27 protein-coding genes and 1 riboswitch are annotated in these 25,244 nt (G+C 61.1%); of the genes, 8 read left to right on the forward strand and 19 right to left on the reverse strand.

Annotation, left to right across the window (positions count from 1 at the left end):
• Positions 1–5: 5 nt before the first annotated feature.
• The 9 genes from bluB to ttcA all read right to left on the reverse strand — a co-directional run bounded on the left by bluB (position 6) and on the right by ttcA (position 7,775).
• Positions 6–665, reverse strand: a complete 660-nt coding sequence (gene bluB / locus VCJ09_RS14195) for a 5,6-dimethylbenzimidazole synthase (protein WP_324730814.1) — start codon at positions 663–665, stop codon at positions 6–8.
• A complete protein-coding gene (locus VCJ09_RS14200; RefSeq protein ID WP_324730815.1) occupies positions 662–1,966 on the reverse strand; it encodes a cobyrinate a,c-diamide synthase in 1,305 nt (434 codons plus the stop codon). The genes bluB and VCJ09_RS14200 overlap by 4 nt, the downstream gene beginning before the upstream one ends.
• A gap of 106 nt (positions 1,967–2,072) precedes the next feature.
• Positions 2,073–2,684 carry a cob(I)yrinic acid a,c-diamide adenosyltransferase gene (gene cobO, locus VCJ09_RS14205; RefSeq protein WP_324730816.1) on the reverse strand — a complete coding sequence of 204 codons (612 nt, stop codon included), beginning with the start codon at positions 2,682–2,684 and terminating at the stop codon, positions 2,073–2,075.
• A 201-nt stretch (positions 2,685–2,885) separates the two neighbouring features.
• A riboswitch (cobalamin riboswitch) is annotated at positions 2,886–3,125 on the reverse strand.
• 209 nt (positions 3,126–3,334) lie between these two features.
• Positions 3,335–3,997: an O-methyltransferase gene (locus tag VCJ09_RS14210; protein WP_324730817.1), complete on the reverse strand. Its 663-nt coding sequence runs from the start codon at positions 3,995–3,997 to the stop codon at positions 3,335–3,337.
• A 132-nt stretch (positions 3,998–4,129) separates the two neighbouring features.
• The gene (locus tag VCJ09_RS14215) at positions 4,130–4,648 is read right to left on the reverse strand and encodes a C40 family peptidase (RefSeq protein ID WP_324730818.1); all 519 of its coding nucleotides are present in this window, start codon (positions 4,646–4,648) and stop codon (positions 4,130–4,132) included.
• Between the two features lie 83 nt (positions 4,649–4,731).
• Positions 4,732–5,355 (reverse strand): C40 family peptidase, encoded by a 624-nt coding sequence (locus VCJ09_RS14220; protein ID WP_324730819.1) that lies wholly within the window; start codon positions 5,353–5,355, stop codon positions 4,732–4,734.
• 52 nt (positions 5,356–5,407) lie between these two features.
• On the reverse strand, positions 5,408–6,187 hold the full coding sequence (locus tag VCJ09_RS14225) for an NAD-dependent deacylase (protein ID WP_324730820.1): 780 nt from the start codon (positions 6,185–6,187) through the stop codon (positions 5,408–5,410).
• Between the two features lie 49 nt (positions 6,188–6,236).
• Positions 6,237–6,908 (reverse strand): DNA-3-methyladenine glycosylase I, encoded by a 672-nt coding sequence (locus tag VCJ09_RS14230; RefSeq protein ID WP_324730821.1) that lies wholly within the window; start codon positions 6,906–6,908, stop codon positions 6,237–6,239.
• 42 nt (positions 6,909–6,950) lie between these two features.
• Complete coding sequence (gene ttcA, locus VCJ09_RS14235; RefSeq protein ID WP_324730822.1) at positions 6,951–7,775, reverse strand: tRNA 2-thiocytidine(32) synthetase TtcA; 825 nt, start codon at positions 7,773–7,775, stop codon at positions 6,951–6,953.
• Positions 7,776–7,872: 97 nt separating this feature from the next.
• On the opposite strand from ttcA, the gene VCJ09_RS14240 reads away from it, so the two are divergent.
• The 3 genes from VCJ09_RS14240 (at position 7,873) to VCJ09_RS14250 (ending at position 9,840) form a co-directional block, all read left to right on the forward strand.
• Entirely contained in the window at positions 7,873–8,469 is a 597-nt protein-coding gene (locus VCJ09_RS14240) for a DNA-J related domain-containing protein (protein WP_324730823.1), read from the forward strand.
• Between the two features lie 165 nt (positions 8,470–8,634).
• Positions 8,635–9,234, forward strand: coding sequence for a Yip1 family protein (locus VCJ09_RS14245; RefSeq protein ID WP_324730824.1), 600 nt, complete (start codon positions 8,635–8,637; stop codon positions 9,232–9,234).
• 111 nt (positions 9,235–9,345) lie between these two features.
• A complete protein-coding gene (locus tag VCJ09_RS14250; RefSeq protein ID WP_324730825.1) occupies positions 9,346–9,840 on the forward strand; it encodes a SprT family zinc-dependent metalloprotease in 495 nt (164 codons plus the stop codon).
• A gap of 116 nt (positions 9,841–9,956) precedes the next feature.
• Here the strand turns inward: VCJ09_RS14250 and VCJ09_RS14255 are convergent, their stop codons facing one another.
• A complete protein-coding gene (locus tag VCJ09_RS14255; protein ID WP_324730826.1) occupies positions 9,957–10,199 on the reverse strand; it encodes a hypothetical protein in 243 nt (80 codons plus the stop codon).
• A 121-nt stretch (positions 10,200–10,320) separates the two neighbouring features.
• On the opposite strand from VCJ09_RS14255, the gene VCJ09_RS14260 reads away from it, so the two are divergent.
• Positions 10,321–11,034: a lipoyl protein ligase domain-containing protein gene (locus VCJ09_RS14260; protein WP_324730827.1), complete on the forward strand. Its 714-nt coding sequence runs from the start codon at positions 10,321–10,323 to the stop codon at positions 11,032–11,034.
• A 287-nt stretch (positions 11,035–11,321) separates the two neighbouring features.
• On the opposite strand, the gene VCJ09_RS14265 is transcribed toward VCJ09_RS14260, so the two are convergent.
• The 3 genes from VCJ09_RS14265 to VCJ09_RS14275 form a co-directional block, all read right to left on the reverse strand.
• Positions 11,322–12,503, reverse strand: a complete 1,182-nt coding sequence (locus tag VCJ09_RS14265) for a CaiB/BaiF CoA transferase family protein (protein ID WP_324730828.1) — start codon at positions 12,501–12,503, stop codon at positions 11,322–11,324.
• 85 nt (positions 12,504–12,588) lie between these two features.
• Positions 12,589–14,226, reverse strand: coding sequence for an AMP-binding protein (locus VCJ09_RS14270; RefSeq protein ID WP_324730829.1), 1,638 nt, complete (start codon positions 14,224–14,226; stop codon positions 12,589–12,591).
• Positions 14,227–14,287: 61 nt separating this feature from the next.
• Positions 14,288–15,427, reverse strand: coding sequence for an acyl-CoA dehydrogenase family protein (locus VCJ09_RS14275; RefSeq protein ID WP_324730830.1), 1,140 nt, complete (start codon positions 15,425–15,427; stop codon positions 14,288–14,290).
• Positions 15,428–15,585: 158 nt separating this feature from the next.
• On the opposite strand from VCJ09_RS14275, the gene VCJ09_RS14280 reads away from it, so the two are divergent.
• The gene (locus tag VCJ09_RS14280) at positions 15,586–16,584 is read left to right on the forward strand and encodes an AraC family transcriptional regulator (protein ID WP_324730831.1); all 999 of its coding nucleotides are present in this window, start codon (positions 15,586–15,588) and stop codon (positions 16,582–16,584) included.
• A 186-nt stretch (positions 16,585–16,770) separates the two neighbouring features.
• Here VCJ09_RS14280 and VCJ09_RS14285 read toward each other — a convergent pair whose 3' ends face one another.
• On the reverse strand, positions 16,771–17,955 hold the full coding sequence (locus VCJ09_RS14285) for an MFS transporter (protein ID WP_324730832.1): 1,185 nt from the start codon (positions 17,953–17,955) through the stop codon (positions 16,771–16,773).
• Positions 17,956–18,250: 295 nt separating this feature from the next.
• A complete protein-coding gene (locus VCJ09_RS14290; RefSeq protein ID WP_324730833.1) occupies positions 18,251–18,757 on the reverse strand; it encodes a DUF1993 domain-containing protein in 507 nt (168 codons plus the stop codon).
• Positions 18,758–18,838: 81 nt separating this feature from the next.
• On the opposite strand from VCJ09_RS14290, the gene VCJ09_RS14295 reads away from it, so the two are divergent.
• Entirely contained in the window at positions 18,839–19,192 is a 354-nt protein-coding gene (locus VCJ09_RS14295) for an MmcQ/YjbR family DNA-binding protein (RefSeq protein ID WP_318961243.1), read from the forward strand.
• 5 nt (positions 19,193–19,197) lie between these two features.
• Here VCJ09_RS14295 and VCJ09_RS14300 read toward each other — a convergent pair whose 3' ends face one another.
• The 3 genes from VCJ09_RS14300 to VCJ09_RS14310 form a co-directional block, all read right to left on the reverse strand.
• Positions 19,198–19,899 carry a DUF1294 domain-containing protein gene (locus VCJ09_RS14300; protein WP_324730834.1) on the reverse strand — a complete coding sequence of 234 codons (702 nt, stop codon included), beginning with the start codon at positions 19,897–19,899 and terminating at the stop codon, positions 19,198–19,200.
• A 40-nt stretch (positions 19,900–19,939) separates the two neighbouring features.
• Complete coding sequence (locus VCJ09_RS14305; protein WP_324730835.1) at positions 19,940–20,908, reverse strand: alpha/beta fold hydrolase; 969 nt, start codon at positions 20,906–20,908, stop codon at positions 19,940–19,942.
• A gap of 88 nt (positions 20,909–20,996) precedes the next feature.
• Positions 20,997–21,827 carry an undecaprenyl-diphosphate phosphatase gene (locus tag VCJ09_RS14310; protein WP_324730836.1) on the reverse strand — a complete coding sequence of 277 codons (831 nt, stop codon included), beginning with the start codon at positions 21,825–21,827 and terminating at the stop codon, positions 20,997–20,999.
• 339 nt (positions 21,828–22,166) lie between these two features.
• Between VCJ09_RS14310 and VCJ09_RS14315 the strand changes: the two genes are divergently transcribed.
• Positions 22,167–23,801, forward strand: coding sequence for a methyl-accepting chemotaxis protein (locus tag VCJ09_RS14315; RefSeq protein ID WP_324730837.1), 1,635 nt, complete (start codon positions 22,167–22,169; stop codon positions 23,799–23,801).
• A gap of 8 nt (positions 23,802–23,809) precedes the next feature.
• Positions 23,810–24,424 carry a hypothetical protein gene (locus tag VCJ09_RS14320; protein ID WP_324730838.1) on the forward strand — a complete coding sequence of 205 codons (615 nt, stop codon included), beginning with the start codon at positions 23,810–23,812 and terminating at the stop codon, positions 24,422–24,424.
• Between the two features lie 185 nt (positions 24,425–24,609).
• Here the strand turns inward: VCJ09_RS14320 and VCJ09_RS14325 are convergent, their stop codons facing one another.
• Positions 24,610–25,077 carry a DUF3429 domain-containing protein gene (locus VCJ09_RS14325; RefSeq protein WP_079202355.1) on the reverse strand — a complete coding sequence of 156 codons (468 nt, stop codon included), beginning with the start codon at positions 25,075–25,077 and terminating at the stop codon, positions 24,610–24,612.
• Positions 25,078–25,244 lie beyond the last annotated feature (167 nt).

Raw genomic sequence — 25,244 nt, forward strand, 5'->3', positions numbered from 1 at the left:
TACCGTCATCGTGTTCCCCATTGATCCTGAAACAGCAGTTCACTCAGTGGGCGCGGCTCTGCCCACCCCTGTTGCACCAGCATCGGCGCGTCGTAGAACGCCACCACCGGTCCCAGACAGAGCACCGCCAACGGCTTGCTGCCGGGCGGCATGCCCAGCAACTCGGCCAACGCCTGCGGCTCGAACAATGAAACCCAGCCCATGCCCAGGCCCTCCGCGCGGGCGGCGAGCCAGAGATTCTGAATCGCGCAGGCCAGCGAGGCCAGGTCCATCTCCGGCAGAGTGCGGCGGCCGAACACATGCCCCTCGCGCCCGTCCATCAGCGCCACTACCAGCAGTTCGGCGCAGTCGCGGATGCCCTCGACCTTGAGCCGCATGAATTCGCCGGAGCGCTCGCCCAGGGCCTCGGCGGTGCGTAGCCGCTCCTCGTCCACCAGACCATGGATCGCCTCGCGCAACGCTGGGCGGGTAATGCGAATAAAGCGCCAGGGTTGCATCAGGCCAACGCTGGGGGCCTGGTGCGCCGCCTCGAGCAAACGCGCGAGCAGTTCCGGCGCCACCTCGCCGCCGCTGAAGTGGCGCATATCGCGGCGTTCGGCGATCGCACGATAGACCGCCGCGCGCTCCTCCGGGCTGAAGGCATGCTGGTCACCGGATGCACTCATGGCTGCTCTCGCGGAAGAAACAGCGCCGCAGCGGCCAGCGGGTCGGACGGCAGGTAGAAGTGGATATAGGACGCCGTCAGCTGACCGATGCGATAGACCGGCTCGGCGGTGCGCCTGTAGTTCGGGCACTCGCCGCGGGTGATCGGGACCAGCGCGCTGGTCAACGCGGAGTAATGGAAACTGTGACCGCGCAGCCGGCCCTCGGGCAGTTCGGCGAACTGCAAGGCCATGGCCGTCATGCGCGGCTGCAGGGTCGCCTCGCCCGCCAACACACCGAGCATGCGGCCACTGGCGCCCTGCTTGTCGGTCAGTTTGTCGAGCAGATAGAGCATGCCGCCACACTCGGCATGGATTGGCTTGCCAGCGGCGTGATGGTCGCGAATCGCCTGGGCCATGGCCTGATTGGCCTCGAGCCGCGCCAGGTGCAACTCCGGGTAGCCACCGGGCAGGTAGAGGCTGTCGACCTCGGGCAGCGCCTGATCGGTCAGCGGCGAGAAGAAATGCAACTCGGCGCCCAGCTCACCCAGCAGATCCAGGTTGGCCTGGTAGAGAAAGGCGAAGGCGCTGTCGCGGGCCACGCCGATGCGCACGCCGTCGAGCAAGGCCGCAAGCTCACGCGGCGCGGGCGCGGCGAACTCGACCGCCGGCGGCAAGGCCACATCGGCGCTGGCGGCCAAGGCATCGGCGGCAGCATCCAGACGGGCATCCAGATCGGCCAACTCTGCGGCCTGCACCAAGCCTAGGTGGCGACTCGGCAATCCGACTTCGGCGCTGCGCGGCAGGGCGCCGTACCAGCGGATCGAAGCCGGCAGCGCGGCGTGCAATATCTCGCCATGGCGCGTACTACCGACCCGGTTGCCGAGTACCCCGGAAAACGGCAAGTCCGGCTGGAAGGTCGCCAGGCCATGGGCCATGGCGCCGAAGGTCTGGGCCATGGCCGAGCCGTCGATCACCGCCAATACCGGCACAGCAAAGTGTCGAGCCAGATCGGCCGCTGAAGGAGTGCCATCGAACAGCCCCATCACCCCCTCGATCAGGATCAGGTCGGCCTCGCCCGCGGCCTCCCAGAGCAGGCGCCGGCTCTCGGCCTCGCCGACCATCCACAGATCGAGCTGATACACAGGCGCACCGCTGGCGCGGGCGAGGATCATCGGGTCGAGAAAATCCGGCCCGCACTTGAACACCCGCACCCGCTTGCCCTGGCGCGTATGCAAGCGCGCCAGGGCGGCGGTGACCGTGGTCTTGCCCTGCCCCGAGGCGGGCGCGGCGATCAGCAGGGCCGGGCAGCTTCTAGCACTCATCGCGACCTCTCGTTAGCCAATGCGCTGCGCGCGAGGAAGCACCACGCAGGCAGTACCGGTGGCAAGTGGCGCTGACGACGCGCCCGGCGCATTAAGAGCGAGAACATCAGAACTCCACCCCTTTCTGCGCCTTCACACCCGATTTAAACGCATGCTTGACCAGGCTCATCTCGGTGACGGTGTCCGCCGCCTCGATCATGCCCGGCAAAGCGCCACGCCCGGTCACCACCACATGTTGCAGCAACGGCCGCGCCTCGATATCGGCAAGCACCGCTTCCAGCTCCAGATAGCCATATTTCAGGGCGATATTCAGCTCATCGAGCACCACCAGGCCAATGCCCGGATCGCTGAGCAACTGCGCGGCGACCGCCCAGGCTTCGCGGGCCTTGTCGATATCGCGCTGACGATCCTGGGTTTCCCAGGTGAAGCCCTCGCCCATCACGTGGTAGCTGACTTCATCGGGGAAACGCCGGAAGAAGGTCTCTTCCCCGGTGCTGGCCGCGCCCTTGATGAATTGCACCACACCGACCCTGAGGCCATGGCCGAGGGCGCGAGCGACCATGCCGAAGGCACTGCTGCTTTTGCCTTTGCCGTTGCCGCTGTGCACTAGCAGCAGGCCATATTGGTCCTGGGCCTGGGCGATTTTCTCGTCGATCAAGGCCTTCTTGCGGGCCATGCGCGTCTTGTGTCGCGCGTCGCGTTCTGCCGACTCGCTCATCGCTCACACTCCCACAGCCGTAACGGCATACAGGAACGGCTGCACAGCACAGCGGCTGTCATGGGGGGAAGGGGTTTGCTCATCTCGATTTAGCTCCGTCGCTCTCACCCGTGCGACCCAGGCGGGAAAAGACATACGGAGAGCGAGGACGCATGAACTGCAACAACCGCGCAGCCACACGCCAGACAACGCCCTCCGCGATGTCGTGGACTGCAGCAGGCCGGTCTCCGGGCTTGCGAGCGGCGCTCCGACTATGCAGAACACCTTCAAACGCGCCTTCCCATGCCAATGCACAGTGGCTCAATCAGCGTTTGTTTAAACTCGCCTACCGTTGCGGGGGCAGCGTCGAAATTGTTGGCGTGAACACGCACAACGTACCGACTTCCCTGTTTCACCCCGCGGACGCACAGCGTTGGGGGCACCTGTTGCAAGCCGCGCAGGTTAGTGGCACGCGGTCTTAGCGTCAATGGATAGGCGCAGTTCGGTAGCCGGGGCAATCCGGGGAAGCCATCAAGAGTGGATCGAACTTGGAGCCCAGGGTTAGCGCAGCGGGTCTAAGCTTTGCTCTCTACTACTCACTCCCGGGTTGCATCCGGCCTACGTATCGCAGGCCTTGCGCATGAAACATAAGAGCTGCGCAATCACAGCCTTCAGCGCTTGCGACACAGCGTCAAGCCGTCACCCAGCGGCAGCAGCGACAAGTCGATGCGCTGATCGTCTTTCAGGGCCAGGTTGAGCGCCTGAATGGCGCGGGTGTCGTCACTGCCTGGGGCCTGCTCCAGCACCCGACCGCTCCACAGGGTGTTGTCAAACAGGATCAGGCCGCCCTGGCGCACCAGCCGCAGGGCATGTTCCAGATAGGCCGGGTAGTTGGCTTTGTCCGCGTCGATGAAGATCAGGTCGAAGCTACCCGCCTGCCCGCCACGCTCAAGCGCGACCAAGGTCTCCAGGGCCGGTGCCAGGCGTTGTTCGATGCGTTCGCAGAGGCCGGCTTCGCGCCAGTAGCGCTCGGCGATGGCGTTGTAGTCGCCGGGGATATCGCAGCAGATCAACCGCCCCGCCTCCCCCATGGCCTGAGCCATGCAAAGGGCGCTGTAGCCGGTGAAGGTGCCGACCTCGACAATCCGCCTGGCGCCGGTCAGTTGCACCAGCAGCGCCATGAACTGGCCCTGCTCGGGCGCGATTTGCCAGTTGGCATTGGCCAGCTGCGCCGTCTCATCGCGCAGACGCTTGAGCAGCGACGTTTCGCGCAGGGAAACGTCGAGCAGATAGTGGTAAAGGCTGTCGTCAAGCGTGAGGGTACGGTTGGTCATATGACTCTCCTGAATTACTACGCGCAGGTCCAGATAAGAGATGCCATGTCGTCTACCCGGCAATCCGTAGACCCTATGTTCATGCGAAAGCCGCGAATTTCATCCGGGCTATGGGCTGGCCCTACGCCGTCGTCAGGGATTACCCGCCAGTTCGGGACTGAATACGCGCTTGGCATCCAGATAGGTGCGTTGCCAGTAGCTGTTGCTGAGGCTGTCCAGACGCACGGTGCCGCCGCTGGAAGGTGCATGCACGAAGCGGCCCTCACCGACATAGATACCAGCATGGCTGACCTGGCGCCCACCGCTGGTGGCAAAAAACACCAGGTCACCGCTTTTCAGCGCATTACGGCCTACGGCTGGCGCACGCATGCTGATCAACTCGCGGGTAGAACGCGGCAGGCTGACGCCAGCCGCGTCGCGATAGACGTAGCCGATCAGCCCGCTGCAATCAAAACCGCCCGCCGGGGTATTACCGCCATAACGATAGGGTGTGCCGACCAGTCCGAGGGCGCGAAACAAGACCTCTTCGGCACCACTGTCGATGCTGGCAACGGGCACATGAACGATTGACTGTGGAGCAGGAGGGCGACCGGCGCAGGCAGTCAGCAGCGCGGCAAGCAGAAGCAGGGCAACACGGGTCGTGAAGTGCATGAGCGGAACGATCCAGAGCCTGAGTGCGCTCTACTGTGCCGACTCAGGAGAAACCGCGCAACCTTTGCGGCTGCGCCGAGAAATCAGGGATGGCGGGCTAGCTGATCGGTCGGGGCCATGGCCAACGCCCGCTTAGCCTCAATAAAGGTGCGACTCCAATAGCGATCGTCCAGGCTGTCAACCCGCACACCACTGCTGCGGCTGGCAGAATGGATGAACTGGTCATCGCCCAGGTAGATGCCAGCATGGCTGACCCGACCGCGACCGTTGGTAGCGAAGAACAGCAGATCACCCGGCTCCAGTTCTTCGCGCTCAACCAGCGGCGCATCGATCTTGATCATTTCGCGGGTCGAACGCGGCAGTTGCATGCCGAGCTCTTCCTTGAACAGGTAGCCGATGAAACCGCTGCAATCGAACCCCGACTTCACCGTGCTGCCGCCATAGCGGTAACGGGTGCCAACCAGCGACAGGCCGTGGGACAGGATGCTGTCGGCCAACTGGGGAAGCTCGTAGGATTTGTCGCCGGCAAAGTCGATGACTGCTTCGGCTTCGGCTTTCGCTTCGGTATCGTCAAGAAGAACTGCATGTTCAGCCGTCTTGACCTTCGCCACTGCAGTGGTCGCCGGCGTTTGCGGCGCGTGACTGGCGCAGGCGGCCAGAACCAGAGTGAGGGCGAGAGGCACGAGAGGGGCGAAGTGTTTGAACATGAGCACAACGTGTCGTAGTTTCACAAGGGCGCGACTATGCCTTCAATGCCCTTCATTTGCAAATTCTATGGCTGTTGATGTGACTCAGTAGCGCCGGCAAAACATCTAAGGCTCGCCCCTGCAGATGTATGTCGACGACATCGCTAAAATCGCTACGATTCGGATTGATCTCGGCGGTGAAACCACCCGCCTGACGGGTGCGCAGCAGCGGTTCGACGATATAGGGGAAACTGGCGCTGGTGCCGATGCTGATGACCGCCTCGAAGCCTTTGCCCAGTTCGGTATACAGGCTGTCGATCGCCTGCTCCGGCAGCATTTCCTCGAACAACACCACCGGCGGGCGCAGGATGCCGCCGCACTGCTGGCACTTGGGCGGCAGTGGCCGGCTCAGGTGCTCGGCCAGTTGCGGGTCTTGTGCGCCGCAGGACTGGCAATACAACGGCGCCAGTTCGCCATGGATCTCGATCAAGCGCTCGGGCGGACTGCCGGCAGCGCGGTGATAGCCATCGATATTCTGGGTCAGCACCCAGCACTGGGGTTTCAAACGCTGCAACTCGGCGATGGCGTAATGCCCGGCATTGGCCTGGGCGCCGAGACAGGCTTTGCCCAGTTCGGCCAGGTACTTCCAGCACAGCGCGGGGTCGCGTTGCAGCATGGGACCGGAAAGCGCCGCCTCAATCGGCAAGCCTTCGGCGGTCTGGCCGCTGTACAGGCCGCCGATGCCGCGGTAGGTCGGCAAACCGGAGTCGGCGGACAGACCGGCGCCAGTGATGATCAGGATGCGCTCGACCGCATTGATGGCTTCGGCGACACGGACAATGACCTCATCCATCTCAAGCTCTCCTGCGTAGGGTGGATAAAGCGTCAACCACCCTATCGGCTCAATGATTGACCGTATAGGCCAGCATCATCGACAACTGACAGAGCGGCCGACCGCTCTGTACGTGCCACTGATTGAACGCTGCCTGCACGGCTGCGCGGTCTTTCAAGCTGGTCGGCACCTTGTCGATGATGTTCTGCGCCTTGAGCGCGGCGACCATGTCATCGCTGGGAATGAAGGTATCCTTGCCGACCATGCGCAAGAACCGCGGCGCGGACAACCCACCCATCTGGCTACCGTGCTTGGCCAGGTAGCGCCACAGACCAACGATATCGGTCACTGGCCAGTCGGCGATCAACGCACCGAAGCTGCCTTTCTCCCGGCGCACATCCAGCACGAACTGGGCATTGCGCGGCACGCTCTTGAGCTTGCCCAGGTGGCGGATGATGCGCGCATCCTGCATCAGGTTTTCCAGACGCTCGGCGCCCATCAGTACGACTTTCTCCGGATCGAAAGCGAAGAACACCTGCTCGAAAACCGGCCACTTGGCATCGACCAGGCTGTGCTTGAGACCGGCCCGAAAGATGCGCAGGCTGATGGTGGACAGATAGCGGTCATCGCTCAGCGCACGCAACTCTGCATCGCTACACGGCTGCGGCAAGCGCGCCTCGAGGGCAGCGGTCGAGCCAAAACGATTCAGGCAATACTCATGGAGCCATTTGTAGTCGCGCATCATCCCTCGCCTTTGCTTGTCGCTTGAGCTTTATCGCTGGCCCTACAGATTCATCACATTGACGAAGCGTGATGCGGCATTTTCGTCGATTCTCAGGTTCTTGAAGTCGAACAGGTTGCGGTCGGCCAACTGCGAGGGCACTACGTTCTGCAACGCGCGGAACATGATCTCGATACGCCCCGGCGATTTGCGCTCCCAGTCCTGGAGCATCTCCTTGACCACCTGACGTTGCAGGTTTTCCTGCGAGCCGCAGAGGTTGCAGGGAATGATCGGGAACTGCCTGAGCTTACTGTAGGCCTCGATATCCGCCTCGTTGCAGTAGGCCAGCGGGCGGATCACCACGTTACGCCCGTCATCGGCACGCAACTTCGGCGGCATGGCCTTGAGTGTGCCGCCGTAGAACATGTTGAGAAAGAAGGTTTCCAGGATGTCGTCGCGGTGATGCCCCAGGGCCATCTTGGTCGCGCCGATCTCGTCGGCGAAGGTGTACAGGGTGCCGCGGCGCAGGCGTGAACACAGCGAACAGGTGGTCTTGCCTTCCGGGATCATCTCCTTGACCACCGAATAGGTGTCTTTTTTGACGATGTGGTAGGGCACACCAATGGATTCCAGGTAGGCCGGCAACACATGCTCGGGGAAGCCTGGCTGTTTCTGGTCCATATTCACCGCGACTATCTCGAACTTGATCGGCGCGACCTTCTGCATATGCAGCAACACATCGAGCATGGTGTAGCTGTCCTTGCCCCCGGACAGACAAACCATGACCTTGTCACCGTCCTCGATCATGTTGAAGTCGGCAATGGCTTCGCCGGCCTGACGACGCAGGCGTTTTTGCAGCTTGTTCTGATTGACCGAGAGGCTACCCATGGTGCACTGGAATCCGGAGGCTTACTAAAGAGCGGCATTTTACCCAGAAAGCGCGACGCGCCCTACCCCAATCGCGCTGCAATGCTAGGCTCGAATAATGAACGACGAACTTGACCCCTCTGCCGATCTGGCAGAACACCTGCACCAGCTGCTGCAGGACGCCCCCGCCGGGATTGGCGAATACCAGTTGATCCAACAGCTGAAAGATCGCCACTGCACGCACATTCCCCACTTGCCGCTGACCGACAACCTGGTGCTATTTCGCACCCACTTCCTGGTCTTCAACGCCCTGTACCGGCTGCGCGAGCAGCTATGGAGCGAACGGCTCGGCTTTGTCCAGATCAACCCGCTGTGCATCCAGCTGCTGCCTTACCAGGCTGGCAGCGCCGAACTGAGCGAGCACGACCCGTTGCGCGAGTATTACCTGGATCTCAGTCAATTGAGCGACACCGACGAGCGCGATGTGGAAAAGCTGCTGGCCAGTTTCTGGACACGCATGCAAGGCGGCGAGGAAAAGCGTGCAGCCTTGGAGCTGTTCGAACTGAGCGAAAGCCAGCAAGTGCTCAATCTTGGACTTATCAAGCATCGCTACAGGCAACTGGTCAGCCTGCATCACCCCGATCGAGGCGGCAGCACTGCGCGCCTGCAGTCAATCAACAAAGCGATGGAAATTCTGGAACGCTATTACAACTGACTTTCAGAGACCAATTTGCTCTAAGAGCAGCCCTCTCTCGAACGCCAGCCTCTGCCTATACTGCGACATACGGTCGCATAGGTTCGGCCAGTACCCGGTGGAGCTGTCTACGCGCGCCGGGCACTTCGCTGGGGGGCGACCGCATAACAAGAGGAGGTGTCTGGCATGATCCATCACGTTTGGGGGCTCTTCACCCATCCCGATCAGGAATGGCAGGAAATTCGTGGCGAAGAAGAAACCATCAGCCACATGTATCTCACCCACGTACTGGTGCTCGCCGCGATTCCGGCGATCTCAGCCTTTATCGGCACCACCCAGATTGGCTGGTCCATCGGTGATCGGGCACCGGTAATGCTGACTGAAGCCAGCGCATTGCAAATGACGATCATGACCTACCTGGCGATGCTTGCCGGTGTTGCGGTGATGGGCGCCTTCATTCACTGGATGGCACGTACCTATGACGCCAGCCCCAACCTGACCCGGTGCATCGTGTTCGCCGCCTACACCGCGACGCCCTTGTTCGTCGGCGGCCTGGCGGCGCTCTATCCAAATATGTGGCTGGCCATGGTGGTGGGAACACTGGCCATTTGTTACACCGTCTACCTGCTCTATGTGGGTATCCCAACCTTCATGAGTATCCCCGAGGATGAGGGTTTCATGTTCTCCAGCTCGGTACTCGCAGTAGGGTTGGTGGTACTGGTGGCGATGATCGCCTGCTCGGTGATTTTCTGGGGTCTTGGGGTAGGCCCGGTCTACACCAGCTAAGGCATGGCAGCGAAGACCGTACGAAACCACCTCACGGTGGTTTCGTCGTTTTGGGGCTGCCGTAGCGGTTCGGCTTAGGCATAATCGCGCCGTCATCTTCAGGTTACGCCCATGCCCGAACACATCCACACCCGTGTCGAGTCCTGTTACCAGCAGGCCGAGGCCTTTTTCAAACAGCGCTTTGTCCGTGCCGAAGTGAGTTTCAAACTGCGCGGGCAAAAGGCCGGGGTGGCGCACCTGACGGAAAACAAACTGCGCTTCAACCCCCAGCTATACCGGGAAAACCGCGAAGATTTCCTCAAACAGACGGTGGCCCACGAAGTAGCACACCTGATCGCCCATCAACTGTTTGGCCTGAAGATCCAAGCTCACGGCGAGGAATGGCAACTGATCATGCGCGGCGTCTATGAGTTGCCGCCTAACCGCTGCCATAGCTATGACGTCAAGCGTCGCAAGGTCAGCCGCTTTATCTACCGCTGCAGCTGCCCCCAGGGCGATTTCCCCTTCTCCGCCCAACGTCACGCCCTGGTCGGCAAAGGCCGGCGCTACTTCTGCCGGCGCTGCAAGGTGACCCTGAGCTATACCGGCGAACAGCGAGTGGAGTGAGCATCCGTCGAGGTTCCCCCGCAATACATCGAAGAGCCAAGCGGCGGCCCCTCGTCAGCCAGCAGACACCTGGGATAGGCCCATCTGCATTACCAACGACCGCAGCTGCGCGCAACTCAGACCGCCAAGGCCCCACTCGCCGGCATCACGTCTGGATCTGGAGTGCTGGCGTTGTACGGTATCGGTACCGCGCAGGTCAGCAGGCCGGGGCAGCGTTCCTCTGCGGCCATCTGGCTGGGGTCTGATCTGATGCAGCACGGCTGCTGATTGCCATCGTCGGTGCCCTGGAGATTGGCAACAGCGTCTTCGCCCTGCTCGGCGTACTGAGCGAGCGCTACCTGTGCTGGTTCGGCCTGCACGCGATTCGCACCCGCGGCAGCACGGCCGCCCCCGGGAATGGCAGATAAGGGTAAGTCGGTTACCATCAGCGGTGTAGTTTCTCGATGGTTTGTACCGACGACTCAAGCGAAACGAGGTGACATGACGCCCATACAACGACTGCCGGTCGAGGCCGGTCTGGATGCGGAACGGCAGTTACTGGAACAGGTGCATGCCGGTGCCCTCGACTGTGGCTTGCTGTTCTGGCGGCCACTGGATGCCGCGCTGGTGATGCCGCGCCGCCTGAGCCGTCTGGCTGGTTTCGCCGCCGCCGAGGCGGCCTGCGCGGCGCAAGGCTGGCCGGTGGCACTGCGCGACACCGGCGGCGAACCGGTGCCGCAGTCTCCGGCGGTGCTCAACGTGGCGTTGGCCTATGCCGTGCCCGCGGGCGACGATGAGCAAAAACGCATCGAAACGGCCTACCTGCGCCTGTGCGAGCCACTGTGCGACTGGTTGCGCGACCTCGGTCTGGATCCCGGCCTGGGCGAAGTGGATGGCGCCTTCTGCGACGGCCGCTACAACGTCACCCTGGAGCAACGCAAGCTGGTCGGTACCGCGCAACGCTGGCGCCGGCGGCCGAGCGATGGCCGCCACGTGACCCTGGCCCATGCCGCTATCCTGCTGGACAATCAGCGCCAGTCGATGGTCGAGGTGGTCAATAGCTTCTACCGGGATTGCGACCTACCGAGCCGTTGTCGGGTCGCCAGTCATGTGGCGCTGGACGAGTTCATCACCCCGGTATGGCCGGCTGCAAACGGCCTGCAGGATTGCTACCGGCAACAGCTGGCGGGGGCGGGATTGCCGCTTTCCGCGTAGGGTGCGCGGGGCCGCCGCAGGGTAGGCCCCAACACGCCGCTCCTGCACGGCGTAGATGGTCTCGATCTACGCACCCCCTTGCAAGTGCTGCGCAACAGCGCTTGGTCGACACGACGTGTAATGATCGTGCCCACGCTCCGCGTGGGTAGGCGGCCCGAACGCTCCGCGTCCATTAGTGGTTGAGGCGATCAAAGCGCCTCGGATAAAGCCCGAAACAAAGACCTCGATTGAGTTTGAGGAGCGCAGCCCATGCCCGAAACATAGCGCCATGGATCGCTGCCAGCCCCTTACGCCACGACCTTGGCCGCCTTCAGCGCGGTGATCCGTTCAGCCGAGTAGCCCAGCTCGCGCAATACCTCCTCGGTGTGTGCCCCCAGCGCTGCGCCCACATGCCTAGGCTCGGGCAAGCCACCGGAGAACTTGATCGGGCAGGCGATCTGCTGCTGCGGGGCCTGATCGCTCCGCGGCACCTCGGTGATCACTTGGCGGGCCTTGAGCTGCGGGTGCTCGACCGCCTCGGCCAGGCTCAGCATCGGCTCGACGCAGGCGTCCAGACCGGCGAATAGCTGGCTCCATTCGGCAAAATCGCGCGTCTCGAATTCGATCTCAAGCTCGCGCTTTAGTGCGCACTGATCCTCGGGCTTGGGCGACAGGCCGCGGGCAGCCAGTTCCGGACGTCCCAAGGCGGCGCAGAACTGCTGCATGAACTGCGGCTCCAGGCTGCCGACCGAGAACCAGCGACCATCACGGGTGCGGTAGTAGTCGTAGAAACTGCCGCCGTTGAGCACCTGGTTTTCCATCTGCGGCTCGACCCCGGCAGCCAGATAACCCGCCCCGGCCATGCCGTGCAGGCTGAAGGCGCAGTCGGTCATACTGATATCCACCTGCTGCCCCTGCCCCGTTGCCTGCCGCTGAAATACTGCGGCCAGCAAGCCGATCACCCCGTGCAATGAGCCACCGGCAATATCCGCCGCCTGAATGCCCAGCGGCAAAGGCCCTGTTTCTCGCCGCCCGGTGTAACTGGCGATGCCGGCCAGGGCCAGGTAATTGATGTCATGCCCGGCCCGGTCTTTATACGGCCCGGTCTGGCCATAACCGGTGATCGACACGTAGATCAGCCTGGGGTTGATCGCCTTGAGCGCCTCATAGCCCACGCCGAGTTTGTCCATCACCCCAGGACGAAACTGCTCAAGAACGATGTCGTAATCGGCCACCAACTGTTTAACCATCGCCACCGCCTCGGCCTGCTTCAGATCCAGGGCGATGCAGCGCTTGTTGCGGTTGAGGTAGGCATGGCTGGCGGACACCCCGCCGTCATGCGGCGGCAATACGCGCACCAGGTCCATGCGTGTGGGCGACTCAACCCGCAGTACCTCCGCGCCCATATCAGCCAGCAGTAATGAGGCGAATGGCCCAGGCAATAGGGTGGAAAAATCCAGCACTTTCAGGGTGGAGAGCGGGCCTGACATAAAAACTCCTGTGGATACTCTTTAAAATGCCGATGGGTATCGCTGCGCTCAACCTACGCGGCCCGCCCCATCCTACGTAGTCGAGTCATTGCCAATGCAGTGGCTGCTTGACATTGAGTGCGCCGACTTCCTCAGCAAAGCGCGCTTCCAGCACATTGCGGCGGATTTTCATGGTCGGCGTCATGCAACCGTTGTCCACGGTCCAGGGTTCACGCACCAGCACAAAATGGCTGATCCTCTCATGGTTTTGCAGCGTGGCATTGAGTTGCTGCAAGGTTTGCTGCAGGTCAGCCGTCACCTGTTCGCGCGCCTGATTGCGGGCTGCGGGCGACAGCTCGATCAGCGCCAGCGGCTGATCCAGATTGCTGCCCATCAGGCACACCTGTTCGATCCACTGATTCTTGGCAATCTCACCCTCAATCGGTGCCGGAGCGATGTACTTGCCCTTGCTGGTTTTGAAGATGTCCTTCACCCGTCCGGTGATGCGCAAGTAGCCATCGCTGTCCAATTCACCCTTGTCACCGGTGTGTAGCCAGCCATCGACCAACGCCTCGGCGGTTTTCTCTGGGTCCCGGTAATAGCCGAGCATCAGCGTCGGGCTGCGAAACAAAATCTCGCCAGTGTCGGCTATACGCACCTCCAGGCCTTTCATCGGCCGCCCCACAGTGCCAAAGCGCACCTGACCGGGCCGATTGAAGCAGCCGTAGGCGACATTTTCACTCATGCCATAGCCTTCACAGAGAGTCAGGCCGATAGTTTGATACCAGTCGAGCAGCCCACGCGAAATCGCCGCAGCGCCAGAGATCATGATGCGTGCCTGATCGAGGCCCAGGCCGCGACGCACCTTGCGCGCGACCAGCCGCCCCAGCAACGGGATACGCAGTAGCAGGGTCAGCTTGGCCTGCGGCAGTTTCTCCAGCACCCCCAGCTGAAAGCGTGTCCAAAGGCGTGGCACGGCGAAAAACACCGTGGGCCGCACATGGCACAGATCGCGGGAAAAGGTCTCCATCGACTCAACAAACGCCACTGGCGCGCCGCTATACAGGCTGTTGAATTCGACCATAAAGCGCTCGGCCACATGCGACAACGGCAGAAAGGAGAAGAATCGATCTTCCGTACTCATGTCCATTTCCCGGCAGGCGTTGGCTGCGGTAAAGGCCATAGCGTGCACCGAGAGCATCACCCCCTTGGGATTACCCGTGGTGCCGGAGGTATACACCAGCGTCAGCACTTGGTCAGGCAGTTGCACTGCAGGAGTTTGCAACGGCTCATGGGCGGCCAGCAACGTGTGCCAATCATGGGTGCAGGCTAGGGTCGGATACGGCAGAGCAATGCGCGTCAGCTGCGGGCCAATCCCCGCCTCCAGCTTCTCTGCGTCATCCAGCTTGCCGAGCAGGATGACCTTGCACTGCGCGTGCTCCAGCACGTAGGCAATGCTCTCGGCCGATTGCAGCGGATACAACGGCACGCTGACCAGCCCAGCCATCATGATGGCCAGATCACAGATAAACCATTCGGCGCAGTTCTTCGACAGCAGCGCCACCCGGTCTCCCGGCTCGCAGCCCTGGGCCAGCAGTGCGCTGGCCAAACGCCGGGCCTGGTCATCGACCTGACGCCAGGTGAAATCATGCCACTGGCCGTTTACCGGCTGGCGCAGCCAGGCCGCATCCGGGCGTTTCTCGACCCAGAGCGCGAAACGCTCCAGAGGCAGTTGATCCGTCATATCCCGCCCTCATGATTATTGTTCTAGTTCAGCGCTGGACGCTTAGGTGTCCGACCCTCGATTAAAGCTTCATGCCGCGGCTGATGATCTCTTTCATGATCTCCGAAGTACCTGCAAAAATGCGCTGAATACGCGCGTTCGCGTACATCTTGCAGATTGGGTATTCCCACATATAGCCCCAGCCGCCGTGCAGTTGTACCCCTTCATCCACCACCTTGCCCAGTAGCTCAGTGGTAAACAACTTGGCCTCGGCGGCGACTTCCGGGGTGAGCTTTTTCTCGTTGTGATCCATCACGCAACGGTCGACGAACACCTGGGCCACATCAATCTGAGTGCGCATTTCCGCCAGCTTGAAACGGGTGTTCTGGAAGTGCGAGATCGGCCGATCGAACGCCTTGCGCTCGCGCACATAATCGATGGTCACCTGCAGCGCCGCCTCGGCACCGGCCACCGCGCCGCAGGCGTTGGTCAGGCGTTCCTGGGCGAGCATGTTCATCAAATAGAAAAAACCACCCTTGGCATCGCCGAGCAGATTGGCCTTGGGTACTTTGACGTTATTGAAGAACAGCTCGGCGGTGTCCTGGCTCTTCATGCCGAGTTTTTCCAGCTTCTTGCCGCGTTCGAAACCTTCCATCCCACGCTCAATCAGGAACAGGCCCATGGCGTGTTTGTTATCCGGGTCAGTCTTGGCCGCGACTATCACCACATCGGCCAGCAAGCCGTTGGAGATGAACACCTTGGAGCCGTTGAGTAGGTAGTGATCGCCCTTGTCCACCGCGCTGGTGCGCATGCCAGCTAGATCGGAGCCAGCGCTGGGCTCGGTCATCGCCACGGCTAAAATCAGCTCACCACTGATGATGCCCGGCATAAACCGCGCCTTCTGCTCGGCGTTACCGTACTCGGCTATATAGGGACCACAGAGCGCCGAATGCAGCGGCAGCATGAAGCCTGCCTCGTTTATCTTGGCCAGCTCCTCGCACATGATCTGCTCATAGCGAAAATCCTTGAGGCCCGAACCGCCGTATTCCTCGTCCGCCCAGGGCAGCAGGAAACCCATCTCGCCGGCCTTCTTCCACACCTCACGGCTGACCATGCCGTCGGCCTCCCACTGATCTTGATGCGGCACCACCTCTTTCTTCAGAAAGGCTGCGAAGGCGTCACGGAACATGGTGTGTTCAGTGTCGAAAATGTTGCGCTGCATGCGAGTGTGCTCCCTGAGTTGAAGTCGTGTTGCAGGTTAGGCCCGCCCACCCGGCTGCCTCAATGACCCATACGCTCAGCCTGGATTGACCCATTCGCTCGGCACTTGTCCTCAGCCCATTGAGCTGCCTACCATCGGCGCACTTTCAAGGAGTTGTCATGCGCGAACGCACCATCGCCAGCCACTTTGTCCGCGCCGCGTTGAGTGGAGCCGAACGCCAGGGCCACGACTGCGCCGCGCTACTGCGCCAAGTGGGCATTCAGGCCACCCTGCTCGATGAGCCGCGCGCACGGGTCGCCCCCGAACAGTTCGCCCGCCTGATGCAATTACTGTGGGAAAGCCTTGGCGATGAATACCTCGGCTTTGGCCGCCTGCGCAGCAAGCCCGGCACCTTCGCCATGATGTGTTACGCCATCATCCACTGCCGTTCACTGGAAAAAGCCCTGGGCCGGGGCGCGCTGTTCTACAGCCTGTTCCCCGAAGCCCCGACCATCAGCATCCAGCGCGAAGGCGACTGGGCGCGGCTGTCGGTGGACGACTCAACCCTGTGCGACCCCGACCACTTTCTGGTCGAGAGCCTGCTGGTGATCTGGCATCGCCTCGGTAGCTGGTTGATCGGCCAGCGTATCCGCCTGGAAGAAGCCACCTTCACCTACAGCCAACCCGCTCACGCTGGCGAATACGAGCTGCTATTCCCTTGCAACCGGCGCTTCGCCACTGGGCAAACCAGCCTGCTGTTCCACGCCCGCTACCTGGCCATGCCGCTGCTGCAGGACGAACGCACGCTCAAACAATTCCTCCAACACTCCCCCGCCGATCTGTTGGCCCGCCCAGATGGCGGCGACAGCCTGATCAGCCAGATCCGCCGCTTGCTCGGGCGCGACTGCAGCGCCTGGCCGGACCTGGACGCGGTCGCGCAACAACTGCATATGAGCCCGCAGACCCTGCGTCGGCATCTGCGCGAGGAGGGTTCGAGCTTTCAGGAGCTGAAGGATCACCTGCGCCGCGACCTGGCCATCTACCACCTGGGCCGCGATGACCTGTCGATTCAGGACATTGCCGAGCAGCTGGGGTTTTCCGAGCCCTCGGCCTTTCATCGCGCGTTCAAGAAGTGGACCGGCCTGACCCCGGGTGCTTATCGCGCCCAGGAAAGCTGACGCCGTATCGAATGCAGATGCCTCGGGGCTGTCGATACGCAAGCCGTGCAAAACCCTAGGGCGGACCGCAGCGGCCGCCGCTCAGGAGCGCAACGAACAGCCGACTATTACCGCGCACCGGACTGCTTCGCGAGTACGGCCTACACCGCAGCCGCAGCCCGGCTGTCATCCGGGAAAACGGTACAGTCAGAGCTTACGCGCCCACCATCCGGCTAGCAGGAACAACCCCGCCAACACCGCCAGCAACGGCAACCAGCCGGCATGTTCCCAGACATAGCCGCCGACATAGCCGACCACGCTGGAGCCCAGGTAATAGGCACACAGATACAGCGCCGAGGCCTGCGCCTTGGCGCCTTTGGCATGCTGACCGACCTGACCGCTGGCCACCGCATGGGCGGCGAAGAAGCCCAGGGTCAGCAGCGCCAGGCCCAGCACCACGGCGCTCAGCCAAGGCGTGGCACAGAGCGCGACGCCGAGCAGCATGATGCCGATACCGCCCTGCAGCACCTGGCGCGCACCGAAATGCGGCACCAGGCGCCCGGCCCAACCGGCACTGAGAATCCCGACCAGATACACCGTGAACAGCAGGCCGATCAACGTCGACGACAAACTGAACGGCGCCGCCGCCAGGCGAAAACCGACATAGTTGAACAGCGCGACGAAGCCGCCCATCAACAGAAACGCCAGCAGAAACAGCGCGCGCAGCTGCCGGTTGCCCAGGTGTTGAGCGAAGTTGCCGAGCAACCCGCGCAGCGACAATGGCTGGGCGCGAAAATGCCGCGACGGCGGCAACAGCCAGATAAACAACGCCAAAGCCAGCAAGCCCATGCCGGCGATGCCGCCCAGCGCCAGCGGCCAGCCGCCGATATCGCTGAGCAGGCCTGCGAGCAAACGTCCGAGCAGGCCGCCCAGAGCCGTACCGCCGATGTACAGGCCCATCGCCGCCGGCAACGCCTCGGGATCGAATTCCTCGCCAACATAGGCCATGGCCAGCGCTGGCAAGCCGCTCAGTGCCAGGCCGAGCAACGCGCGCAGCAGCAACAGGTAGTCCCAGGTTTCGACCAGCGCACAGGCGATGCCGAGCACACAGGCCAGGCCCAAGGCACCGACCATCACCGGCTTGCGCCCCCAGCTCTCGGCCAACGCGCCTGATACCAGCAGGCACAGCGCCAGGCTCAGGGTGGTCAGCGACAACGCCAGGCTACTACCGGCCGCCGATACCGAGAAGTGCGCGGCCAACAGCGGCAACAGCGGCTGCACGCAATAGAGCAAGGCAAAGGTGGCGAAACCGGCGCAGAACAACGCCAGGGTGGCACGCCGGTAGGCAGGGGTGCCGCGTTTGAGGTATGCACTGGCAGCAGAGGAAGACATCGACGACACTCGCAATAAGGCCCGAACAGGCCGGCACAAAGCCTAGCACGCGCTCTGGCCCGCTAGTTCACGCCACCGCGCACAAGTGTTGTGCGCCTGGCGAACAAGCAGATGGAACAGGCCGCCCCCGCTTGGCAGGTTACGTGCCGCCCGAATGACGCACTAGATTTTAACTCCCGGCCATGCGCCAACTCCGTCCCTGCTTCCACGCCTCCATGCCACCGAAACCCGCCACTTTCGCCTTACCGGGACAGCCGCACGTTCCTGAGTAACGGGCACTACGGCGCCTGGGGACTCAAGGTCGGCCGAGGAAATCCATCTTGCCTATATCCAGGCCGTTGTGGCGCAGGATCGCGTAGGCGGTGGTCAGGTGAAAATAGAAATTCGGCAGGACGAAATGCAGCAAGTACTCCTGCCCCGTGAACTGCAACTCCAGACCCGGAAAGTTCAGGGTGATCGACTTGCCTTCGCTGCCCTCGAGCTGCACCGCAGTAACGCTGCCGAGAAATGCCTGGGTCTTGGCGATACGCGCCTGCAATTCGGCAAAGCTGCTTTCGTTGTCGACATAGCTGGGGATGTCGATACCGGCCAGACGCGCGGCGCAGCCTTTGACGCTGTCGCTGGCGATCTGCACCTGGCTTATCAAGGGCAGCATATCCGGCGCCAGGCGCGCATTGAGCAGCACGCTCGCCTCGATCTTGCGCTCAGCGGCGTAAGCTTCGGCTTTATCCAGGATGGCCGACAGGTTGCCAAGCATACGAATGAACTGCGCAAGCGAGGCGTCATACATGGACAGCGACATAAGGAAATCTCCATCGGGGCTGAAGGTTGGGCCAACACTCTGCTAGCTTAGCTAGAGAACCCGCAACAAGGCTCGAGGCACATGAAACAACAGGAAATAGCCGCTTTTTGTCTGCAACTGCCCGGTGCCCGCGAAGATTTCAAGTGGGGCAACAACCAGGTGTTTTCCGTGGCGGGCAACAAGATGTTCGCCATCCTCAATTTTCTCGGCCATGAACTGGCGTTCAAGGTCGACAGCGATTTGTTCCTTGGTTACGTCGACCGCCCCGGCATCCGCCCGGCGCCCTATCTGGCGCGGGCGCACTGGATCAGCATGAGTTGCGCACACCCGCCCCTTGGCGACGACGAACTGTGGCAACTGCTGACCCGCTCGCACCAATTGGTGGTACGCAGGCTGCCCAAACGCCTGCAAGTGGGCCTGCTCCTCGACCTGTGATTGATCTAGCCCAGCACGGCACCGAAATAGGCACCGTCCAGCACCAGCCAATCGAACCAGAACGCCTGGTGTGCTGCGACAATCGTCCAGAACAGCAGCTGATAAGACCCCTTGCGGGTTTTATGGCGAAAGATCTGCTGAGCCAACAACGCGCCGGGCCAGCCGCCCAGCAACTCGACCAGATGCAAGCTGTTCTCCGGGATACGCCTGCCGCCATGCAGCGCACGGGCCTTGTCATGCCAGTATTGCCCGAAGCTGATCAGGCTAGCGGCGGCATATGCCACCAGCGCCCAGATCAAGCCCGCACTCAGCAGCAGTTGCAGTGCGCCAAATAGCGGCAGGCCGCCCAATCCGGCAAACAGCAACGACTTAAGGCCGAGGTTCTGAATCGGTCCAGAGGCCTCGCGTTTTGCCCTTGGCTGACTGGGTTTTCGCACCAGCGCAGGTGACGGTTTGGCGGACCGCGGCTTCCGCCGGATGGCCGGCTGATCGAGCGCCAAATCGCCCGCCAGGCGTATATGCTCGGCGCGCAGACGCCCTTGCCGGTCCTTGCCAGCGATATACAGCACCTGGTCGCCGGCTACAGGACGCCGATCGCCACGCATCGCCGAGATATGCGCAAACACCTCGCCACCGCCCTGCTGCGGCTGGATAAAGCCAAAGCCCTTGTCGTCGTCCCAATTGCGCAACAGCCCGCGCTGTTCCATGACGCCAGTCCTTAACTTAAAAGGATCTATTCTAGCGGGCTCACGCGGCGTAGTGACGCGTGAGAAACGCCAGCAATAGCCGATTTACCTGGGCGGCCTGTTCGTTCTGGATCCAGTGACCGCAATCGCTCAGCAGATGTTGTTCCAGGTTCGCGATGCGCTTGGGCATCTGCTTGAGGGTGTAGGCTTCCAGGGTGCCAACCGGGTCCTTGTCGCCGAGCAGGAACATCGCCGGTTGTTCGATGTGCTTGTCAGCCAACGCCTCGGTGCGCTTCCAGTTGCGTTCGAAGTTGCGGTACCAGTTGAGTGCGCCATGGAAACCGCGTCCAGTGAAGGTCTGCAGGTAGTGGTTGAACGCCTCGACATCGCACCAAAGCGGCAATATGCCGGGGTCCTGCATGCCGTCGAACAACCCGGCACCCGCAGGCTTTTCCTGCAGGAAAAAGTCCTTGGGTACGGCGGCAGAGGTGTTGTGCATCATCATGCGCAGGGTGCGCGGGATATCGGCGTCCATTTCCTGCTCGGCAACACCGGGTTGCTGGAAGTGCAGGATGTAATGGAAGCGCTTGGCATAGTGCTGACGCATCATGTCAATCGCGGGCTGCCGGGGCCGCCCGCCAAATGGCACGGCCATGCCAACCACTGCTTTTACCCGCTGCGGCGCCAATAACGCCAGGTGCCAGGCAATCGGCGCGCCCCAATCGTGGCCGACCACGCACGCCTCGCTGTGCCCGAGCAGATCCATGGCTGCCTGGATATCGCCACACACGGTAATCAGGTCATAAGCCGCTGGATCACGCGGCGCACTGCTTTGCCCATAGCCACGCATTTCCGGAATCAGCACTCGATAACCAGCCGCCGCCAATGGACCGATCTGCTGACGCCAGGAGTGCCAGCATTCGGGAAAACCATGCAGCAACCACAGCGGACGTCCATCCGCAGGACCTGCACTGTAGAGGCTAAGCGTGATGCCGTTGACGTCGAGCAGTTGGTGTTCCAGCGAATTCATAACAGGCCTCCATGAGCGGGCATCACTATGACAAAGGCGCGCCAAGCAGCGCGCCTTTTATCAATCCGCCGAATACAGCCTTACACGTTCAACCTTGGGCGGTACTCCAGTCGATCAGATGCAGCTGCCAGGTCGCCAGAATCAGCAGACCGAAACCGATGCGATACCAAGCGAATACCGCATAACTATGGCTGCCGATGAACTTGAGCAGTGCACGCACGGCGATCATGGCGAAGATGAACGAGGTCACGAAACCGATGGCGAACACCGGCAGATCCGCAGGCAGGAACAGTTCGCGGTACTTGTAGCCGGAGAACACCGCCGCGCCGACCATGGTGGGCATCGCCAGAAAGAAGGAGAACTCGGTAGCCGCCTTGCGTGACAGGCCAAACAACAGGCCGCCGATAATCGTCGCGCCCGAGCGCGAGGTGCCCGGAATCATCGCCAGACACTGGGCAAAGCCGACTTTCAGCGCATCCTTCCAGGTCATATCGTCGACGCTTTCGGCGTGGATAACATGCTCACGCCGCTCAGCCCAGAGCATGATCACGCCACCCACTATCAGCGCTGCAGCGACAGTAATCGGATTGAACAGGTATTGATGAATCAGATCGGCAAAGCTCACACCGAGAATCACCGCGGGCAGGAAGGCAACTAGCAGATTGGCGGTGAAGCGTTGCGCTTCTGCCTCCCGCGGCAAGCCAACCACCACCTCGATGATCTTGCGCCTGAATTGCCAAACCACCGCCAGGATCGCGCCCAACTGGATAATGATATTGAACGCCATGGCCCGCTCACCGGAAAAGTCGATGAGATCGGCGACTATGATTTGATGACCCGTACTGGAAATCGGCAAAAACTCGGTAATACCCTCGACAACACCCAAAATAAACGACTGCACGGCGGTCCAAAGATCCATCAACACTCCTAAGGCGCGCGGTATGCACCGCACGAACGACATAAATTATGTGAAACACCATCAACACTTGAACGGCTGTCGGACTCAGACCCTGTGCTTCGGTCCTAATAAACAGGAAAAGCCGGGAAACCCTCAGGTTTTGGCCTGCGCGGCCGAAATGCTATCAGAGACCCAGGTTTTATTGTCTGCATTAGAGCCAACTGATGCAGATTCGAGGAAATTTCGGCATCGCCCAACGCCTCAAGCCAATTGGCGGATGGTCTAGAACAACCAGTGGTGCATTCCGTATATAAGGGACGCGCCCTGCCCCCCCAGATCAAGAACCGAGAGAGCCTTTCTATGAACAGCCTACGCAGTCTGCCTATTAGCCGTCGCTTGTGGCTTATTCTCGTTGTCGCCATCGCCATGTTGTTCATCCTCGGGTCGTTGATGCTGCAACAGGTTAATCGCAACCTGTATGCCGCCAAAGAAGAGAAGACCCAGCACGTGGTACAGAGCGCGGCAGGCATTCTCGCCCATTACCACAGCCTCGAGGCAGCCACTACGCTCAGTCGCGAGGAGGCGCAGAAACAGGCCATTGAGGTGATCCGCGGCCTGCGCTACGACGGCCAGGAGTATTTCTGGATCAATGACCAGACGCCAACCATGATCATGCATCCAACCAACCCCAAACTCGAAGGACAGAACCTTTCCGCCGTCAAGGATCAGGACGGCAAGGCGCTGTTCAATGAAATGGTGCAGATCAGCAAAACCAAGGGCGCCGGCCCAGTGCATTATCGCTGGCCGAAGCCAGGCTCGAGCGACCCGATAGCCAAGGTTTCCTACGTTAGCTTGTTCCAGCCCTGGGGTTGGATCATCGGTTCGGGCGTGTATGTCGATGACGTGCAGGAGGAGTTCCAGGCACAAGCCTTACGCGCACTCGCTATCGGCATTGCGATCGCTCTGCTGATGACCCTGCTGGTAACCCTGATCTCGCGCAGTATTGCCCGGCCCCTGCAGGAGCAGGTCGACGCCATGGCCAACATCGCCAACGGTGAAGGCGACCTGACCCACTCCATGGATACCAACGGCAATGACGAACTGACCGCCTTGGCCAGACACTTCAATGCCTTTACCGAAAAATTGCGCCACGTGATCCGCCAGTCACTCGACTCTGCCGGTGCACTCGATCAAGCCGCTCGCTCGCTCGGTAGCATTGCCCGTGAGGCCCAGCAGCATGGTCAGCAGCAATCTCAGCAGATGGAACTCGTGGCCACCGCGATCAACCAGGTAACCTATGGCGTACAAGACGTCGCGAAAAATGCCGAACATGCGTCGAGCGAAGTACATGCCGCCGAAGCCCAGGCGAGCCAAGGCCAGCAGAACATCGACGCCAGCCTGCGCCAGATCAGCCAACTGTCTGGCACGATCAATCAGGCGGTGGAGGTGATTCAAAAGCTGGCTCTAGAAAGCACGCAGATAGGCAGCGTTTTGGAAGTAATTCGCTCGATTGCCGAACAGACCAACCTCCTCGCCCTCAATGCTGCGATCGAAGCCGCCCGCGCTGGCGAACAAGGTCGCGGTTTTGCCGTGGTCGCCGACGAAGTGCGTTTGCTGGCTCAACGCACCCAGCAATCGACCGCTGAAATTCAGGGTATGATCGAGCGCTTGCAAGGCAATTCCGAAGCTGCAGTGAAAGTCATCAATGAAAGCAGCCGCGCGTCACAGCTCACGGTCGAGCAAGCCAGCCTGGCCGGTGAGAGCCTGGGGCAAATTGCCCAATCGCTGCGCAACCTCACCGGTTTGAACGCCTCGATCGCCAGTGCCACACTACAGCAGTCGCAGGTGGTTGAAGATATCAACCAGAATGTCACCCAGGCAGCCGGTTTAGCACACAGCAACGCACTCGCTGCTGAACAATCCAGCGAGTCCAGCCAACGCCTGGGCCAACTGGCTGAGCAGCTCAATCAATTACTGGGCCAGTTTCGCGTATGAGGGAATGAATGAGCGGCATGGAACATCAGGAAGTCGACCTCGACCGACCGCAGAATCAGGATTTGATCTGGGATCTGGACAGCATGGCTCGACGCGAGCTGGCTGAGAGCTTCATCAAGTTGTTCGAAAACCGCTTGTGCGTCTATTCCGAATCCGTGCGTCAGCTCTACACCAATTACAACCTGCACTTCCCCCACGATCAGGGACGCAAAATGGTGGTACTGCCCAACCCCTATGCGTTCCATGACACCCTGCATGGCATCGAAGCACACGCAGTACGCAAAACCGGGCTCTGCGTATTGCCGGGCGTGGTACTGGGGAAACCGGGCCTGCTGTTATCCACACGGATAACAGACGGTGGCTCCGCGCCGAAAACCATGCCGTTCAAGCGCGCATTGGCGCAAATCATCAGCAATCAGAAGAAAGCCGGCGACGTTTTTCTGCCCATCATGATGAAAGGTGATCTGCGCGAGTTTGATCAACAGATGCCATATATCCACTTGCACCGCTTGCAGGTCAGCCACCTCAGCCGATTGTCCACGTTCGAGCGCGACGATATTCAGCAGACCATCACCCGTAAACTGCTAATGCTCTATCGCCAAGCTGACAGTCTGGCGTGTTAGCGCCAGGTCCGCTCCCACAACGCTAGATACCGGCTCATCCAGCTAGACCACCAACCCCGGCTGACTCTAATGACGATGAGCAGTCCCTCAGGACTTGGCCAGCCGAGACAACGCGATCAGGGCTTTCACTACGACTGGGGGCAACGGCTCGAGTCGCGCGGGCATACATCAGCGACGCACTGAATTCATGCAACCAACACACTGGCCCAGGCCAATAACAAACTGAGTGAGACAACCACGGTTAGCGGCATACGCAAGCTCGAGTACCAGCGTGGAGCCAGCCCCAACTTGACCGCATGCACATCAGCAAAATGAAGACCTACGAACGCGATCAGAAGTGTCGGCAGGGCCAACCCCATTGGCATTCCTGCAGAAATAGCCAACCAGCCGAGCAATGGCGGAATCACCGACAAGCCTAACTGAATCTGCGCTTGCTCATCGCTCTCCTCGGCCCGTATCGCCAGGCCCCAATGGATCGCCCCCATAAAAGCCAGGATCAAGGCTGCGAAATCCAGCAACGCCTCTAAAACGAAGGGACGCCAACCCAATGGAATCACCCAGATTCCCAGCGCACCACTAACAAAGGGTAGCAACCCGGCATAACCGAGCAAAATTGCCAACTGCGGTGGTTTTTCGGCCTCAAAGGGGTGCATTGCCTACTCCTGACTTTCGGTTTAATGCCACGACCGTCTGCTACTTATCCATGTGTTGAGCAAAGGCCAAGTATTAGCAATGGAACAGCCCAGGCTTTCCAGCCTGAGAAAAATTAGTAAAGGCAGCTTGCCATCAACCATCCAGCTTGGCATAAAGTCAGAAAACA

Source organism: Pseudomonas paeninsulae (assembly GCF_035621475.1).
GTDB classification, from domain to species: Bacteria; Pseudomonadota; Gammaproteobacteria; order Pseudomonadales; family Pseudomonadaceae; genus Aquipseudomonas; species Aquipseudomonas paeninsulae.

What these genes read in the sequence shown, in the direction of transcription:
- bluB (WP_324730814.1), bottom strand. Translation starts at nt 665, where the DNA reads ATGAGTGCATCCGGTGACCAGCATGCCTTCAGCCCGGAGGAGCGCGCG.
- VCJ09_RS14200 (WP_324730815.1), bottom strand. Translation starts at nt 1,966, where the DNA reads ATGAGTGCTAGAAGCTGCCCGGCCCTGCTGATCGCCGCGCCCGCCTCG.
- cobO (WP_324730816.1), bottom strand. Translation starts at nt 2,684, where the DNA reads ATGAGCGAGTCGGCAGAACGCGACGCGCGACACAAGACGCGCATGGCC.
- VCJ09_RS14210 (WP_324730817.1), bottom strand. Translation starts at nt 3,997, where the DNA reads ATGACCAACCGTACCCTCACGCTTGACGACAGCCTTTACCACTATCTG.
- VCJ09_RS14215 (WP_324730818.1), bottom strand. Translation starts at nt 4,648, where the DNA reads ATGCACTTCACGACCCGTGTTGCCCTGCTTCTGCTTGCCGCGCTGCTG.
- VCJ09_RS14220 (WP_324730819.1), bottom strand. Translation starts at nt 5,355, where the DNA reads ATGTTCAAACACTTCGCCCCTCTCGTGCCTCTCGCCCTCACTCTGGTT.
- VCJ09_RS14225 (WP_324730820.1), bottom strand. Translation starts at nt 6,187, where the DNA reads ATGGATGAGGTCATTGTCCGTGTCGCCGAAGCCATCAATGCGGTCGAG.
- VCJ09_RS14230 (WP_324730821.1), bottom strand. Translation starts at nt 6,908, where the DNA reads ATGCGCGACTACAAATGGCTCCATGAGTATTGCCTGAATCGTTTTGGC.
- ttcA (WP_324730822.1), bottom strand. Translation starts at nt 7,775, where the DNA reads ATGGGTAGCCTCTCGGTCAATCAGAACAAGCTGCAAAAACGCCTGCGT.
- VCJ09_RS14240 (WP_324730823.1), top strand. Translation starts at nt 7,873, where the DNA reads ATGAACGACGAACTTGACCCCTCTGCCGATCTGGCAGAACACCTGCAC.
- VCJ09_RS14245 (WP_324730824.1), top strand. Translation starts at nt 8,635, where the DNA reads ATGATCCATCACGTTTGGGGGCTCTTCACCCATCCCGATCAGGAATGG.
- VCJ09_RS14250 (WP_324730825.1), top strand. Translation starts at nt 9,346, where the DNA reads ATGCCCGAACACATCCACACCCGTGTCGAGTCCTGTTACCAGCAGGCC.
- VCJ09_RS14260 (WP_324730827.1), top strand. Translation starts at nt 10,321, where the DNA reads ATGACGCCCATACAACGACTGCCGGTCGAGGCCGGTCTGGATGCGGAA.
- VCJ09_RS14265 (WP_324730828.1), bottom strand. Translation starts at nt 12,503, where the DNA reads ATGTCAGGCCCGCTCTCCACCCTGAAAGTGCTGGATTTTTCCACCCTA.
- VCJ09_RS14270 (WP_324730829.1), bottom strand. Translation starts at nt 14,226, where the DNA reads ATGACGGATCAACTGCCTCTGGAGCGTTTCGCGCTCTGGGTCGAGAAA.
- VCJ09_RS14275 (WP_324730830.1), bottom strand. Translation starts at nt 15,427, where the DNA reads ATGCAGCGCAACATTTTCGACACTGAACACACCATGTTCCGTGACGCC.
- VCJ09_RS14280 (WP_324730831.1), top strand. Translation starts at nt 15,586, where the DNA reads ATGCGCGAACGCACCATCGCCAGCCACTTTGTCCGCGCCGCGTTGAGT.
- VCJ09_RS14285 (WP_324730832.1), bottom strand. Translation starts at nt 17,955, where the DNA reads ATGTCTTCCTCTGCTGCCAGTGCATACCTCAAACGCGGCACCCCTGCC.
- VCJ09_RS14290 (WP_324730833.1), bottom strand. Translation starts at nt 18,757, where the DNA reads ATGTCGCTGTCCATGTATGACGCCTCGCTTGCGCAGTTCATTCGTATG.
- VCJ09_RS14295 (WP_318961243.1), top strand. Translation starts at nt 18,839, where the DNA reads ATGAAACAACAGGAAATAGCCGCTTTTTGTCTGCAACTGCCCGGTGCC.
- VCJ09_RS14300 (WP_324730834.1), bottom strand. Translation starts at nt 19,899, where the DNA reads ATGGAACAGCGCGGGCTGTTGCGCAATTGGGACGACGACAAGGGCTTT.
- VCJ09_RS14305 (WP_324730835.1), bottom strand. Translation starts at nt 20,908, where the DNA reads ATGAATTCGCTGGAACACCAACTGCTCGACGTCAACGGCATCACGCTT.
- VCJ09_RS14310 (WP_324730836.1), bottom strand. Translation starts at nt 21,827, where the DNA reads ATGGATCTTTGGACCGCCGTGCAGTCGTTTATTTTGGGTGTTGTCGAG.
- VCJ09_RS14315 (WP_324730837.1), top strand. Translation starts at nt 22,167, where the DNA reads ATGAACAGCCTACGCAGTCTGCCTATTAGCCGTCGCTTGTGGCTTATT.
- VCJ09_RS14320 (WP_324730838.1), top strand. Translation starts at nt 23,810, where the DNA reads ATGAGCGGCATGGAACATCAGGAAGTCGACCTCGACCGACCGCAGAAT.
- VCJ09_RS14325 (WP_079202355.1), bottom strand. Translation starts at nt 25,077, where the DNA reads ATGCACCCCTTTGAGGCCGAAAAACCACCGCAGTTGGCAATTTTGCTC.